This window comes from Streptomyces sp. NPDC002838, from assembly GCF_040295365.1.
Classification (GTDB): Bacteria; Actinomycetota; Actinomycetes; order Streptomycetales; family Streptomycetaceae; genus Streptomyces.
Map to the genome: position 1 here is coordinate 214146 of NZ_JBEOVF010000006.1, position 15324 is coordinate 229469.

8 protein-coding genes are annotated in these 15324 nt (G+C 72.1%); 3 read left to right on the forward strand and 5 right to left on the reverse strand.

Features of this window, described 5'->3' with window-relative positions; all coding sequences use genetic code 11:
* The first annotated feature begins 129 nt into the window (after positions 1 to 129).
* Positions 130 to 372 carry a mycoredoxin gene (locus tag ABT063_RS11115; protein ID WP_095750180.1) on the forward strand — a complete coding sequence of 81 codons (243 nt, stop codon included), beginning with the start codon at positions 130 to 132 and terminating at the stop codon, positions 370 to 372.
* Positions 373 to 454: 82 nt separating this feature from the next.
* Here the strand turns inward: ABT063_RS11115 and nudC are convergent, their stop codons facing one another.
* From nudC to ABT063_RS11140, 5 genes are all read right to left on the reverse strand, one after another.
* Entirely contained in the window at positions 455 to 1396 is a 942-nt protein-coding gene (gene nudC, locus ABT063_RS11120) for an NAD(+) diphosphatase (protein ID WP_351056952.1), read from the reverse strand.
* Between the two features lie 154 nt (positions 1397 to 1550).
* On the reverse strand, positions 1551 to 2963 hold the full coding sequence (locus ABT063_RS11125; protein WP_351056953.1) for a dipeptidase: 1413 nt from the start codon (positions 2961 to 2963) through the stop codon (positions 1551 to 1553).
* A 10-nt stretch (positions 2964 to 2973) separates the two neighbouring features.
* Positions 2974 to 6534, reverse strand: a complete 3561-nt coding sequence (locus ABT063_RS11130; RefSeq protein WP_351056954.1) for an ATP-dependent helicase — start codon at positions 6532 to 6534, stop codon at positions 2974 to 2976.
* A 120-nt stretch (positions 6535 to 6654) separates the two neighbouring features.
* Entirely contained in the window at positions 6655 to 9975 is a 3321-nt protein-coding gene (locus ABT063_RS11135; protein WP_351056955.1) for an ATP-dependent helicase, read from the reverse strand.
* A gap of 257 nt (positions 9976 to 10232) precedes the next feature.
* On the reverse strand, positions 10233 to 10622 hold the full coding sequence (locus tag ABT063_RS11140) for an MGMT family protein (RefSeq protein WP_351056956.1): 390 nt from the start codon (positions 10620 to 10622) through the stop codon (positions 10233 to 10235).
* 186 nt (positions 10623 to 10808) lie between these two features.
* Here ABT063_RS11140 and ABT063_RS11145 point away from each other — a divergent pair, with 186 nt between their 5' ends.
* Entirely contained in the window at positions 10809 to 13595 is a 2787-nt protein-coding gene (locus ABT063_RS11145) for a lysylphosphatidylglycerol synthase domain-containing protein (protein ID WP_351056957.1), read from the forward strand.
* An 85-nt stretch (positions 13596 to 13680) separates the two neighbouring features.
* Positions 13681 to 15225: an alpha/beta hydrolase gene (locus ABT063_RS11150; RefSeq protein WP_351056958.1), complete on the forward strand. Its 1545-nt coding sequence runs from the start codon at positions 13681 to 13683 to the stop codon at positions 15223 to 15225.
* Positions 15226 to 15324: the final 99 nt, after the last annotated feature.

Here is a 15324-nt window from a genome sequence, read left to right on the forward strand (position 1 = left end):
CACTCGCAGTCGTACTAATGCGGCAGGCGTCACCTGGCGGGCATACCCCCGGCGGGAATGGTGACCCGATCGCGTACGTTCCCCCTCTGGACCACCCGATCCCCGAGCCACCAGAGGAGCGCGCGAGACATGCAGGGCACCGTGACGATGTACAGCACCACGTGGTGCGGCTACTGCCAGCGGCTGAAGAAGCAGCTGGACCGCGAGGGCATCGCGTACACCGAGATCAACATCGAACAGGACCCCGCGTCCGCAGCGTTCGTGGAGAAGGCGAATGGCGGAAACCAGACGGTCCCGACCGTGCTCTTCGCGGACGGTTCGACGCTCACGAACCCTTCGCTGGCTCAGGTGAAGCAGAAAGTCGGCGCGTAACCGCTCCGCAGCTTCAAACCAGGAAGGCGGTCCCCGAGGGCACCCTCGGGGACCGCCTTCTCGTGTGTGGCCAGGCGCCGTGTCACACGCTCCGCGTCGGCAGCGGCTTGCCGTACCAGAGCTCGATCAGACGGGCCGCGATGGAGATGCCGTACGGCGGGAGTACCTCGCCGGAGTCGAAGGCGGCGCGCAGCTCGTCGCGGGAGAACCAGCGGGCCTCGTGGATCTCGTCGCCGTCGACGGTGATGTCGGCAGAGGTGGCGCGGGCCATGAAGCCCAGCATCAGGCTGGAGGGAAAGGGCCAGGGCTGACTGGCGATGTACTCGACCTGACCGACGCTGATGCCGGACTCCTCGAAGACCTCACGGCGCACCGCCTGCTCGATGGACTCGCCGGGCTCGACGAAGCCGGCGAGCGTCGAGAAGCGGCCCTCGGGCCAGTGGACCTGACGGCCCAGCAGGATGCGGTCGTCCTCGTCGGTGACGGCCATGATCACGGCCGGGTCGGTGCGCGGGTAGTGCTCGGCGCCGCAGGCGGGGCAGCGGCGGATGTGACCGGCCGCGGCGATGACGGTGCGCTCTCCGCAGCGGGAGCAGAAGCGGTGTGTGCGCTGCCAGTTCTCCAGGCCGACCGCGTGCACCATCAGGCCCGCGTCGCGCGGCGACAGCAGCAGGCCCGCTTCGCGCAGGCCCGCGGGGCGCGCGGACTGGTCGATGCGGCCGGGGAGTGCGTCCTTCTGGAGGGCGAAGTAGCTGACGCCGTCCTCGTCGATGCCGAGGAAGTAGCGGTGTGCCTCGGTGAGGGGGGCTTCGAAGGAGGGCGTCATGACGAGTTCGGTACGGCCGTCCGCCGTCTCGTCGAGCAGGACCTGGCCGCCGGAGACCACGAAGCAGCGGGTGGTGGGGTGGCTCCACGCCGCCGCGAGCCAGGCCTCGTCGAGCCGGTGGTGGGCGGCTCGGTCGATGCCGCTCGGGGCGGTGAGCGAGATGGGGCGGTCGGCGGTGTGGTCGGTCCAGGTGGTCACGGGTGCTTCCAACTCCCCCGGTGGAAAGTGTGTTTCGGCGGGTGGTTCAGCGGGCTGTGCGGCGGGAGGCGACCGGGTCCGGCGGGGCCCCGCCGTCCGGGGCGGTTCTTCCAGTGTGCCCGCGTGCGATGTCGGGCCGGGCGGCGCGGGACGGTCAGGGCGCATGGCGCCAGTGCTCGGCGAGGTCGTCCCACAGGTATGCGGTGGTCTCGACGCCTTTGAGGAGCAGATCGAGTTCGACCTTCTCGTTCGGGGCGTGCCAGCCGTCGGACGGGACGGAGATGCCGAGGAAGAGCACGGGTGCATCGAGGACTTCCTGGAGGTCCGCGGCCGGTCCCGAGCCGCCCTCGCGCGTGAAGCGGACGGGCTGGTCGAAGGCGCGGCCCATGGCGCGGACGACCGACTGCAGGGCCGGGTGGTCCAGGGGGGTCAGGCACGGGCGGGTGGACCCGGTGAAGGTGATCTCGTGCCGGATCCCGGCGGGCAACTGCTCGGCGGCCCATTCGCGGACGGCCTTCTCGATGTGGTCGGGGTCCTGGCCCGCGACCAGCCTGAAGGAGAGCTTCACCAGCGCCGCGGACGGGATGATCGTCTTGCTGCCGGGGCCTTGATAGCCACCGCCGATGCCGTTGACCTCAGCGGTCGGGCGGGCCCACATGCGCTCCAGGGTGGTGTACCCGGCCTCGCCGTGCACGGCGAGGGACTTGGCCGTGCGCAGCCACTGCTGCTCGTCGAAGGGCAGTTCGGCGAAGAGTTCGCGCTCGCGGTCGGTGAGTTCGACGATGCCGTCGTAGAAGCCGGGGATCGCCACGCGCGCGTGCTCGTCGTGCAGGGCGGCGACCAGGCGGGCGGCGGCGGTGGCCGGGTTGGGGACGGCGCCGCCGAAGGAGCCGGAGTGGATGTCCTGGTCGGGGCCGAACAGCCGGATCTCGCACTCCGCGAGGCCGCGCATGCCGGTGCACACCGTGGGGACGTCCTCGGACCACATGCCGGTGTCGGAGACGATCACGGCGTCGGCGGCGAGCCTGGCCGAGTTCTGCTCCACGAGCGCCCGGAAGTGCGGGGAGCCGGACTCCTCCTCGCCCTCGATCAGCAGCTTCAGGTGCACGGCCGGGGTCGTGCGGCCGGTGGTGGCGAGGTGGGTGCGGACGCCGAGTGTGTGGAAGAACACCTGGCCCTTGTCGTCGGCGGCACCGCGCGCGTAGAGGCGGTTTTCGCGGACGACCGGCGCGAAGGGGTCGCTGTCCCAGCCGTCCTCGCGGGCGGCGGGCTGCACGTCGTGGTGGCCGTAGACGAGGACCGTGGGCGCCCCGGGGTCGGCGGAAGGCCACTCGGCGAAGACGGCCGGCGCGCCCGGCGTCTCCCAGACCTCGGTGGTCGGGAAGCCGGTCTCCCGGAGCTTGGCGGCGAGCCAGTCCGCGCTGCGGCGTACATCGGCGGCGTGGTCGGGCTGGGCCGACACGGAGGGGATCCGCAGCCACTCGGCGAGGTCGTCGAGGAAGGCGGCACGGTGCTGCTCGATGTACGTACGGACGGCGCTGACGGCACTGTCAACGGGGTGGCTCATGGTCACGAGCCTATCGGCCCCCACCGACATCCTCGTCGTGCGGTTCCTCACCCCTCGGCTCCCCCAGCAGGAGCCGCTCCAGCGCCGCACGGTCGGGCAGGTCGTCCGGCCGTACGACCTCGCCGCTGCGGACGTAGAGGAACGCGGCCGTGACCGACTCCAGGGGCACGCCCCGCTGCTCGGCCCAGGCGAGCCGGTAGACCGCGAGCTGGAGCGGATCGGCGGTGTGGGTGCGGTTGGTCTTCCAGTCGACGATCTCGTACGTCGCTGTCTCGCCGTCGCCCTCCTTGTAGACGGCGTCGATGCGGCCCCGGAGCACGCGGCCGGCGATCGCCAGCTGGAAGGGGGCCTCGACGCGGTGGGGCGTGCGGCGGGCGTATTCCGTGCGCTCGAAGGCGTCCTTGAGGGCTTCCAGATCCCGTTCGTCGGCGATGTCGGCCTCGGCTCCGGGCAGTTCCTCCGGCTCCAGCATGGGCAGCGTCAGCTCTTCGAAGCGGGCCTCGACCCAGGCGTGGAAGCGGGTGCCGCGACGCGCGGCGGGCTGCGGCGGGCGGGGCATGGGGCGGGCCAGCTCCTGCGCGAAGCCGTCCGGGTCGGCGGCCAGGCGCAGCAGCTGGGACGCGGTCAGCGAGGCCGGCAGGGGCACGTTGGTGACACTCTGGCGGGCGCGCAGGAGCTCGCCGGTGAGGGCGTCGAGGTCGCGGTCCCAGGAGGCGATGGTGCGGGCCTCCTCCGGAGTGAGGGGGGCGCGCTCGGGTTCTGTGGGGTGGGGGCGTGCGCTCTCCTGCGTATCCGAGTGGTCGGGGATGTCCGGGGCCGCCGCCTGGTGCGGGACGGTCGGGCGGTCCGGGGCCCATGCGTCCCAGTCGGCCGGGGCTTCGTCGGTGTCGAAGAAGGGGGCCTCGTCGGAGGCCTCCTCGTAGGGGGCCTCCTCGTAGGGGGCTTCGTCGTAGGGGGCTTCGTCGTAGGCGGCGTCGTAGGGCGCTTCGTCGTCCTCGAGTGGTGCCGGCCAGTCCGGGTCGTCGTAGGTGTCCGGGTCGTGTGTGGCCGCGGGGTGGGTGGCCTCGTGTGAGGCGAGGGCGTCGAGGTGGGCCAGGACGGTCGCGGCGGCCGCCCTGCGGCGGGCCAGAGCCGCGTCGTCCAGGGGCAGGGGCCACACCTGGTCGGCGGCCTCCTGGTGCAGGGCCGGGTTCTCCTCTTCCTCGGCGGGCTCGTCGGCCCACGCCTCGATCTCGCCGTGTCCGGCCGTGCAGTGGTCGTACAGGGCCTGAAGGAAGTCGGACGGGCCGCGGGGCTTCTTCTGGGTGGGACCCCACCAGTGGCCGGAGCCGAGGAGGAGGGAGCGGGGGCGCGTGAAGGTGACGTAGCCGAGGCGGAGCTCCTCGGTGTGCTGGTGCTCCTTCATCTCCTCGTGGAAGGCCTTCAGACCCCGGGAGTCCCAGGAGGCCACGTCGGGGAGGGTTTCGGTGTCGCCGCGCAGTGCGTGCGGCAGCACCTTGCCCTGGGCGGTCCACTTCTCGCGGCCCCGGTCGCTGGGGAAGGTCCCGGTGACCAGGCCGGGGACGGCCACGACATCCCACTCCAGGCCCTTGGACTTGTGCGCGGTGAGTACCTTCACGGTGTTCTCGCCGCCGGGGAGGGCGTTGTCGAGGCCCTTCTCGTACTGGGCGGCGGTGCGCAGGAAGCCGAGGAAGGCCAGGAGGGTCGCCTCGCCGTCGCCGGCGGCGAACGAGGCGGCGATGTCCAGGAAGTTCGACAGGGTCTCGCGGCGGCGGGCGGCCAGGGCGTGCGGGGACGCCGACAGTTCCACCTCCAGGCCGGTGACGGACAGGACGCGGTGCAGGACGTCCATCAGGGGGTCGGCCAGGGAGCGGCGCAGCTCGCGCAGCTCGGTGGCCAGCCGCGCGAACCGCACGCGCGCGTCCGGTGAGAAGGGCAGCCCATCGTCCCCGTCGCCGTCCAGCGGGGTCTCCAGGAACGTGTCCAGGGCGTCCGCGAGGGATATCACCTCGGACGGGTCGACCCCCTCGACCGCCTCGGCCAGCCGGCGGTCGGGATCGTCGCCGCCGTCCACGCGCGCGTGGGAGACGAGCAGCCGGGCGCGGCGCCCCAGGAGGGCGAGGTCGCGCGGGCCGATGCGCCAGCGGGGGCCGGTCAGCAGGCGGACGAGGGAGGCGTTGGCGCCGGGGTCCTGGAGGACCTCGCAGACGGCGACGAGGTCGGCGATCTCGGGCAGGTGCAGCAGTCCGGAGAGGCCGACCACCTCGACGGGGATGTCCCGTGCGACGAGCGCGCCCTGGATCTCGGCGAAGTCGGTGGCCGTACGGCACAGGACGGCGATCTCGCCGGGCGCTTTCCCGGTCCGTACGAGATGGGCGAGGGAGTCGGCGATCCAGTCGATTTCCTCGGTGTGGGTGCGCAGCAGGGCGCAGCGGACCAGTCCGTCGCGTTCGGCGCCGGGGGCCGGGCGGAGGGCCTCCACGCCCGCGTGCAGGGCGCGCAGGGGCTCGGCGAGGCCGTTGGCGAGGTCCAGGAGGCGGCCGCCGCTGCGGCGGTTCTCGCTGAGGGACTGGCGGGTGGCGGGACGGCCGTCGGCGCGGGCGAAGTGCTCGGGGAAGTCGTCGAGGTTGGCGACGGAGGCGCCGCGCCAGCCGTAGATCGCCTGGCAGGGGTCGCCGACGGCGGTCACGGGATGGCCGGTGCCGCCGCCGAACAGGCCCGCGAGAAGGATGCGTTGGGCCACGGAGGTGTCCTGGTACTCGTCGAGGAGCACCACGCGGAACTCGTCGCGCAGGATCCGGCCCACTTCGGGGTTCTGGGCGAGCTGGGCGGACAGGGCGATCTGGTCGCCGAAGTCGAGCAGGTCGCGTTCCCGCTTGGCGGCGCGGTAGCGGACCACCAGGTCGGCGAGTTCCCGGCGGGCGGCGGCGGTCTCGGGGATCTTGCGCAGGTCGGCGTTGGTGAGTTTGGCGCCGTCCAGGGCGCGCAGCAGCTCGGCGTCGTAGGCGCGCAGGTCCTCCGGCCGTACGAGGTGTTCGGCGAGCTCGGCGTCGAGCGTGAGGAGGTCGCTGACGAGGTCGGCGAAGGAGCGGGTCAGCGCCGGGTAGGGCCCGGGCGCCTCGCGCAGCACGCGCGCGGCGAGTTGGTAGCGGGTGGCGTCGGCGAGCAGCCGGGAGCTCGGCTCCAGTCCGATGCGCAGGCCGTGATCGGTCAGGAGGCGGCCCGCGAAGGCGTGGTACGTCGAGATCACCGGCTCGCCCGGCGGGTTGTCCGGATCGATGACGTCGGGGTCGGTGACGCCTGCCTTGATCAGCGCCTTGCGGACGCGCTCGGCGAGCTCGCCGGCGGCCTTGTTGGTGAACGTGAGACCGAGCACCTGTTCGGGGGCGACCTGGCCGGTGCCGACCAGCCACACCACGCGTGCCGCCATCACCGTCGTCTTGCCCGAGCCGGCTCCGGCCACGATCACCTGCGGGGCGGGCGGTGCGGTGATGCAGGCCGTCTGCTCCGGGGTGAACGGGATACCGAGGAGCTCCTTGAGCTGGTCGGGATCGGTGATACGGGCGGGCATGTCGGAGAGGCTAGCGGCGGGCACTGACAGCGGAGGCCACATCGCCCTCGGGACAAAGGAGAAGCGCAGGTCAGCACGTGTGGTGCGGTCGATCACAAAGAGCGCGAGGGATCACCTGCGTTACTCGACCACGTGCCGTCCCTCGGGCCGCGCGCTGCACGAGGCCCGGAACGCGCAGTGTGTGCAGTGCTGGCCGGCGCTCGGCGTGAACCGTTCGTCGAGGACCTTGCCGGCTGCCGTGGCCAGCAGCTCGCCCACCCACTCCCCCTCCAGCGGCTCCTGCGCCTGCACCTTGGGCAGGGTCTCGCCGCCGTCGCGCTTGGCGGCGCCCTGGCGCAGCTGGACGAGTTCCGCGCCGCCCGGCTCGGGGCGCGCCCCGTCGAAGGCCTCGTCGACCGCGCCCTCGCGGACGGCGAGCTGGTAGACGGCGAGCTGGGGGTGGTGCTCCACCTCCTTGGCACTGGGCGCCTGTTTGCCGGTCTTGAAGTCGACGACGTAGGCGCGGCCCTCGCCGTCGGCCTCCACGCGGTCCATCTGGCCGCGGATGCGCACCTCGTAGTCACCCGCTTCGAGGCTGACGTCGAAGTCGTGCTCGCTGGCGACCGGCGTCCGCCCCGTGCGGTCCATGACGTGCCACTTCAGGAAGCGTTCGAGCGCCACGCGCGCGTTGTCCTTTTCCTGCGCCGATTTCCACGGCGCGTCGAAGGCGAGCGCGTTCCACACGGAGTCGAGGCGTTCCATGAGGACGGCGAGGTCGGCCGGGGTGTGTCCGGAGGCGACCTCGTCGGCGAGAACGTGCACGACGTTGCCGAAGCCCTGGGCGACAGTCGCGGGCGCGTCGGCCTTGACCTCGCGGCCCAGGAACCACTGCAGGGCGCAGGTGTTGGCGAGTTGCTCCAGGGCGCTGCCGGACAGCACGACGGGCTGGTCGCGGTCGCGCAGCGGCACCTTGCTCTCGGTCGGCTCGAACATGCCCCACCACCGGTAGGGGTGGGCGGAGGGCACCAGGGGGCGGCCGTCCTCGTCGGCGAGGGCGGCGAGCCGGGCCAGTCGGCGGGCGGCGGCCTCCCTGAGGGTGTCCGACACCCGCGGGTCGACCGTGGTGGCGCGGAGTTCGGCGACGAGCGCCGCGACGGACAGCGGGCGGCGGGGGCGGCCCGTGACGTCCTTCGGTTCGACGCCGAGTTCGCTGAGGAAGCGGGAGGGCTGGTCACCGTCGTCGGCGGGTGCCCTGACCGCGGTGACGACGAGACGTTCACGCGCGCGCGTGGCGGCCACGTAGAACAGGCGGCGCTCCTCGGCGAGCAGCGCCCCCGGGGTGAGCGGTTCGGCGAGTCCGTCGCGGCCGATGCGGTCCGCTTCCAGGAGGGAGCCGCGGCGGCGCAGATCCGGCCACAGGCCCTCCTGGACGCCGGCGACGACGACCAGCCGCCACTGAAGGCCCTTGGAGCGGTGCGCGGTCATCAGGCGGACGGCTTCGGGTCGGACGGCCCGCCGGGTGAGCGTGTCGGCGGCGATGTCCTCAGCGTCGATCTCCTCCAGGAAGTTCAGGGCGCCCCGGCCGCCGGTGCGCTCCTCGGCGCGGGCCGCGGTCGCGAACAGCGCGCAGACGGCGTCGAGATCGCGGTCGGCGTTGCGTCCGGCCGCGCCGCCGCGCCGGGCGGCGCGCTCCAGGCGCGTGGGCCATGGTGTGCCTTCCCAGAGGTCCCACAGCGCATCCTCGGCCGTACCGCCGCCCGCGAGGCGCTCACGGGCCTTCCTGAGCAGCGCGCCCAGACGCTGGGCGCCACGCGCGTACGTGGGGTCGTGCACGGCGAGGCGCTCCGGCTCGGCCAGCGCCCGCGCGAGCAGTTCGTCCGAGGGAGGTGGCAGAGGGTTGCCCGCGGCCCGCTCCTCGTCGCGCAGGGCACGGCCGAGGCGGCGCAGGTCGGCGGCGTCCATGCCCGCGAGGGGGGAGGCGAGCAGCGTGAGGGCGGTTTCGGTGTCGAGCCAGGAGGTGTCCGAAGTGGGCTCATCACCCTCTTGGTCGGGTGCTTCGGTCCGCGCCGCCTCCGCCGCGGCCACCGCCCGCAGCGCCGTCAGAAGGGGTGCCACCGCGGGCTCGTGCCGCAGGGGCAGGTCGTCGCCGTCGATGTCCAGGGGGACGCCGGCCGCCGTGAGTGCGCGGCGGACCGTCGGGATGGTGCGGGATCCGGCCCGCACCAGGACGGCCATGTCGCTCCAGGGGACGCCGTCCTCCAGATGCGCCCTGCGGAGGATGTCGGCGATGTTGTCCAGCTCGGTGCCGGGCGTCGGGTACGTGTAGACCTCGACCTGGCCCCCGTCCCGTACCGGAGCGAGTTCACGATGGGCGCGGACCTTGTCGGCCGGGAGGCGGGTCAGCGGCATGCGCTGGGTCAGCAGCCGGGTCGCGGCCAGCAGGGCGGCGCCGGAGCGGCGGGAGGTGCGCAGGACCTCGACGGGCGCCGGGCGGCCGTCCGCGCACGGGAAGGCCCGCGGGAAGTCCAGGATGCCGTTCACGTCCGCTCCGCGGAACGTGTAGATCGACTGGTCGGGGTCGCCGAAGGCGAGGAGGGTGCGGCCGCCGCCGGCGAGGGCGTGCAGCAGCCGTACCTGGGCCGGATCGGTGTCCTGGTACTCGTCGACGAAGACGGCGTCGTACTGCGCGGCGAGCCGCTCGGCGACCCCGGGGCGGTGGGCGAGCAGGACCGCGCGGTGGACCAGTTCGGCGTAGTCGAGCACGCCCTGCAGGTCGAGCACGTCGAGGTACTCGGCGAGGAAGGCGGCCGCGGCACGCCAGTCGGGGCGGCCGATACGGCGGGCGAAGGCGTCCAGGGCGCCCGGGCCCAGCCCCAGTTCACGGCTGCGGGCGAGGACCGCGCGGACCTCGTCGGCGAAGCCGCGGGTGGTCAGGCAGGCGCGCAGTTCGTCCGGCCAGCGCACATGCGCGAGGCCGAGCCGCTCCAGGTCGGGCTGGCCCGCCAGCAGTTCGCGTACGGCGACGTCCTGTTCGGGGCCGGACAGCAGCCGCAGCGGCTCCACGAACAGGTCGGTGTCCTGGTGGGCGCGGACCAGGGCGTAGCAGAACGAGTGGAAGGTGGTCGCCTGGGGAGCGCGTGCCGCGCCTATGCGCAGCGCCATACGGTCGCGCAGCTCGACGGCCGCCTTGCGGCTGAACGTCAGCACGAGCACGCGCGCGGGGTCCCCGCCCCGGGCGATGCGCGCCGCCACCGACTCGACGAGCGTGGTGGTCTTGCCGGTGCCGGGACCTGCGAGAACGAGCAGCGGGCCGGTGCGGTGGTCAACCACGGCGCGCTGTGCGGCGTCCAGACGAGGGGGATCCTCACGGGCCGGCGGGGTACGCACCAGTCGGTAAGCGCCACGGTTCCCCTGTCGCACCTGGGTGTGCGACAGGCGTCTGGTGGAGGAAGAGGAGCTCACGTGGTTCGCCGGTCCTGGTGGGTGTGCTGTGGAAAGGACCGCCGCGCGTGGAGGGCGGTGGCCGGGGGGTGAGGGGGATGCGCGCTGGCGACGCTACGCCGACGGGCGGCGCGGAAGCAGGTCTTCCGCTTCTTCCCTCACGCCACTCGCGACACGTATGCCCCTCGATTCACGAACGTACGTCATGCCACGGACGTGCCCTGCTTCCCCCGTACGGGCCTCGGGTTGCCCCGCGACCCCTTCGATGGCGGATGCTGTCAGGTGTGACCCTCAGCACGTTCGCTGCCGTCCCACCGGGCCCGTCTCAGGTCGACCCGCGGGAGATGGCCCTCGGCGGTCCTGGCTGCCTGTTTCAGCGGCGTGCCCTCCTCGCGGTAGTGGCCGAGCGCCTCCAGTTCGTGCCCCGCAAGCAGCGCTCCGTCCGCGCGCACGACACGCCACCACGGAACGGCCCCTCCGTAGAGGGACATCACGCGGCCGACCTGACGGGGACCTCCCTCCTCGAGCCACTCGGCGACGTCGCCGTACGTCATGACGCGCCCGGGCGGAATCCGTTCGGTTACGTCGAGGACCCGCTCGGCGTACTCCGGCAGCGTGTCCGCGTACGCCGCGTGGGCGTCGTCCTTCGGATGGCTCTCCTCGCTCATCCGCCCCATATTGCCCCACGCCACCGACAATGTGACGCGCGCGCGACCGTGCGTAGCCTTCGCTCCGGGGCAGCGCTTCGGGCAGACTGTGCGCCCCCGCATGTGCACCCTGACAGCCCCGTGTGTCGGTGGGGCATGCCACCATCGTGCGGGCGGTGACCGGTGATACGAGACCAAGAAGAGACGATGAAGCAGCAGGGTGTGCACCCCGAGGACGCGGACAGCACCTCTGCCGCTTCGTCGAGCCCGGGCACCGCCGACCCGGACGAGACGGGCAAGAAGACGGACAAGAAGGCGGACAACAAGAAGAGCGCGCACGACGCCGACAAGGAGACGCCCACGACCCGGTCCGCGTCTGACGACGACCCCGACGAGGTACACGCCGACGAGGTCGAGGGCGACGAACCGCTGCTGCCCGCGCGCGTGCACCGGCCCTCCGACCTGATGCGGCTGTTGGTCGGCGCCATCGCCGTCGCCGTGCTGCTCGCGATCGCCGCGTTCGCACACGGCACCACCTCGGGCCTCGAAGAGGACATCAACAAGGGCACCGGCCAGGCACCCGACCTGCTCACCAATTTCGCGGGGCTGGCCTCCAGCATCGCCATCCTCCTGGTGCCGGTCGCGTTCGCGATCGAGCGGCTGATCAAGCGTGACGGGCTGCGTATCGCCGACGGCGTGCTCGCGGCGGTGCTCGCGCACGGCGTCACCCTGGCCACCGATCTGTGGGTCGCACGGGCCGCCCCCGACTCGATCCAGGAGGCGCTCACCAAGCCCTCCCCCGGCGACATCCACGCCCTCACCGACCCCGTGCACGGCTACCTGGCTCCCGTCATCGCGTACATGACGGCCGTCGGCATGTCGCGCAGGCCGCGCTGGCGCGCGGTGCTGTGGATCGTGCTGCTGCTCGACGCCATCTCGATGCTCGTCGCCGGATACACGACAGCGTTCTCGATCACCCTGACGCTGCTGATCGGCTGGACCGTGGCCTACGGCACGCTGTACGCCGTCGGCTCGCCCAACGTCCGTCCCACGGGACGGACCCTGATGGCGGGCCTCAGGACCGTCGGCTTCCGCCCGGTGAGCGCGTCCCGCGAGGAAGTGTCGGACATGCCGGAGACCGGCGACCGCGGCCGCCGCTACTTCGTCACCCTGGAGGACGGCCGGCCCCTGGACGTGACGGTGGTCGACCGGGAGCAGCAGGCGCAGGGCTTCTTCTACCGCGCGTGGCGCAATCTGACCCTGCGCGGCTTCGCCACCCGCAGCAGCCTCCAGTCGCTGCGCCAGGCACTGGAACAGGAGGCACTGCTCGCCTACGCGGCCATCGCGGCCGGCGCCAACGCGCCCAAGCTGATCGCCACCTCGGAGCTGGGCCCCGACGCGGTGATGCTCGTCTACGAGCACACCGGCGGGCGCACCCTGGACTCGCTGTCGGACGAGGAGATCACGGACGAGCTGCTGCGCGACACCTGGCACCAGGTGGAGGCCCTGCAGTCCCGGCGTATCGCGCACCGCAGGCTGGTGGGCGACGCGATTCTGGTGGATCGTTCCGGCACGGTGATCCTCACCGACCTGCGGGTCGGTGAGATCGCGGCCGGCGATCTGCTGCTGCGCATGGACATCTCCCAGCTGCTGGTGACGCTGGGCCTCAGGGTGGGCGCCCAGCGCGCGGTGGCGGCGGCGGTGGACGTGCTCGGCCCCGACGCCGTGGCCGACTGTCTGCCGATGCTCCAGCCCATCGCGCTGAGCCGCTCCACGCGCGCGACGCTGCGAAAACTGGCCCGGGAGCGGTCCGAGCGCGAGCGCGAGGCGGTCCTGGAGGCATCGCGGCATGCCAAGCAGACCCGCCTGGAAGAGGCGCCGGCCGAGGCCGGGCCCGTACTCGAAAAGCCCGACAAGAAGGCCGAGAAGGCGGAGGCCAGGGCCGAGAAGCGGGCCATCGACGAGGCCATGGAAGAGGCGCGCGAGGAGGATCTGCTCACGCAGATCCGCCACGAGGTGTTGTTGATCCGGCCGCAGGCACCGGTCGAGCCGGCGTCGCTGCAGCGCGTGCGGCCGCGGACGCTGATCAGTTTCATCGCCGGTGCCATCGGCGCGTACTTCCTGCTGACCCAGCTCACACACATCGAGTTCGGCCCGCTCATCGCCAACGCCGAGTGGGGCTGGGTCGCCGCGGCCGTGCTGTTCTCCGCGGCAAGCTACTTCGCGGCGGCGATGGCCCTGCTGGGCTTCGTACCCGAGCGTGTGCCGTTCGTGCGCACGGTGGCGGCTCAGGTCGCGGGATCGTTCGTGAAGATCGTCGCGCCGGCCGCCGTGGGCGGTGTCGCCCTCAACACGCGTTTCCTGCAACGCGCGGGCGTACGCCCCGGGCTCGCGGTGGCGAGCGTCGGCGCGTCGCAGCTGTTCGGGCTCGGCTGCCACATCCTGATGCTGCTGGCCTTCGGCTATCTGACCGGCACCGAGAAGACTCCGTCGCTGTCGCCGTCGCGGACCGTCATCGCGGGTCTGCTGACGGTGGCGGTGCTCGTGCTCGTGGTGACCTCGGTGCCGTTCATGCGGAAATTCGTCGCCACGCGCGTGAGGTCGCTGTTCGCGGGTGTCGTGCCCCGCATGCTCGACGTGCTGCAGCGACCGCAGAAGCTGGTCGCCGGCATCGGCGGCATGCTGCTGCTCACCGCCTGCTTCGTGATGTGCCTGGACGCGTCGATCCGGGCGTTCGGCGACGAGACGACCTCGATCAGCATCGCCAGCGTCGCGGTCGTCTTCCTCGCCGGCAACGCGCTCGGTTCCGCCGCCCCGACCCCGGGCGGCGTGGGCGCGGTCGAGGCGACCCTGACGCTCGGTCTGATCGGCGTCGGCCTGCCCAAGGAGGTCGCGGCGCCCGCGGTGCTGTTGTTCCGCCTGCTGACACTGTGGCTGCCGGTGCTGCCGGGCTGGCTCGCCTTCAACCACCTCACCCGCAAGGGCGCGCTGTAAGTCACACGGCCGGGCCGGTCGACGCACGTACCTCGTACGGCCCGCGCCCCGAGCGCCCCGCCGTAGGCGACCGCAGGATGGAAGCATGCCGAACCCTGCCCGGCTGCGTACCGCCGCCCTGACCGCCACCGCCCTTGTGCTGACCTCCGTGCTGGCGGGCTGCGGCGGCGACTCCCAGGACGAGGACCTGTCGGCCCAGGAGCTGAGCTGGGAGGACTGCCCGGAACCGTCCGTGGCGCAGGGCGGCGGTGACGCCCCGTCCCCCCTGCCGAACGGCGACAAGTGGCAGTGCGCCACCATGAAGGCCCCCCTCGACTGGGACGAACCCAAGGGGGACACGATCAAGCTCGCGCTGATCCGGGCGAAGGCCAGTGGCGACGAGAGCAGGCGCATCGGCTCGCTCGTCTTCAACTTCGGCGGCCCCGGCGGCTCCGGCGTCACCGCGCTGCCCGCCTTCGGCAAGGACTACGCGACCCTGCGCACCCGATACGACCTGGTCAGCCTCGACCCGCGCGGAGTCGGCCGCAGCGTCCCCGTCGAGTGCCAGAACGACCTCCAGCTCGACGCGTACTTCCAGCAGGACGCGACCCCCGACGACACGGCCGAGCGCACCAAGCTCCTGGACAACACCAAGGAGTTCAACGCGGCCTGCGAGACGAACTCCGAGAAGATGCTGCCGCACGTGCGCACCACCGACGCGGCCCGCGACCTGGACCTGGTGCGGCAGGTCCTCGGCGACGACAAGCTGCACTACTTCGGCATCTCGTACGGCACCGAACTCGGCGGCGTCTACGCCCACTTGTTCCCCAAGAACGTGGGCCGCGCGGTCTTCGACGCGGTCGTCGACCCGACGCAGAACCCCGAACAGGGCTCGCTCGGACAGGCCAAGGGCTTCCAGCTCGCCCTCGACAACTTCGCCGAGGACTGCACCTCCAAGACCGAGGACTGCCCGATCGGCGACAGCGCCGAGGACGTCAAGAACCGCATCGCCACACTGCTCGCGGACCTCGACAGCAAACCCATCCCCGGCATCTTTCCGCGCGAGCTGACCCAGACTGCCGCCACCAACGGCATCGCGCAGGCGCTGTACTCGCAGGGTTTCTGGCAGTACCTCACCGCGGGCCTGGAGCAGGCGTACGCCGGTGACGGCAGAATCCTGATGGCGCTGTCCGACTCGATGAACGGGCGCAACGAGCACGGCGAGTACAGCAACCTCACCGCGGCCAACGTCTCCATCAACTGCGCCGACGAAAAGCCGCGCTACACCGCCGACTACGTGGAGCGGAAACGTCCCGAGTTCCGGGCCGCCTCGCCGCTCTTCGGCGACTTCATGGCCTGGTCCATGCTCAGCTGCACCGACTGGGCGGTGGCGGGCGCCGCGGACCATCCCGACGTGAGCGCGCCCGGATCCGCGCCGATCCTCGTCGTGGGCAACACGGGCGACCCGGCCACGCCGTACGAGGGCGCGCGGAAGATGGCGGCCGCGCTGGGCAAGGGCGTCGGTGTCGAGCTGACGTACGAGGGGCAGGGGCATGGGGCGTACCGCAGCAAGAACAAGTGCGTGCGGGACGCGGTGAACGGCTATCTGCTGGACGGGAAGGTTCCGGCGGCCGGTACCGTCTGCTCCTGACACCGCACCCGAGAATCCCGGGAAACGCGCTGGTCAAAAGGTTATCCACAGGCTGAAGCGGCCGTCGCGCGATCCGCCTACTATGGCCAGACCGCCATC

What these genes read in the sequence shown, in the direction of transcription:
- ABT063_RS11140 (WP_351056956.1), bottom strand. Translation starts at nt 10,622, where the DNA reads ATGAGCGAGGAGAGCCATCCGAAGGACGACGCCCACGCGGCGTACGCG.
- ABT063_RS11145 (WP_351056957.1), top strand. Translation starts at nt 10,809, where the DNA reads ATGAAGCAGCAGGGTGTGCACCCCGAGGACGCGGACAGCACCTCTGCC.
- ABT063_RS11125 (WP_351056953.1), bottom strand. Translation starts at nt 2,963, where the DNA reads ATGAGCCACCCCGTTGACAGTGCCGTCAGCGCCGTCCGTACGTACATC.
- ABT063_RS11130 (WP_351056954.1), bottom strand. Translation starts at nt 6,534, where the DNA reads ATGCCCGCCCGTATCACCGATCCCGACCAGCTCAAGGAGCTCCTCGGT.
- ABT063_RS11115 (WP_095750180.1), top strand. Translation starts at nt 130, where the DNA reads ATGCAGGGCACCGTGACGATGTACAGCACCACGTGGTGCGGCTACTGC.
- ABT063_RS11150 (WP_351056958.1), top strand. Translation starts at nt 13,681, where the DNA reads ATGCCGAACCCTGCCCGGCTGCGTACCGCCGCCCTGACCGCCACCGCC.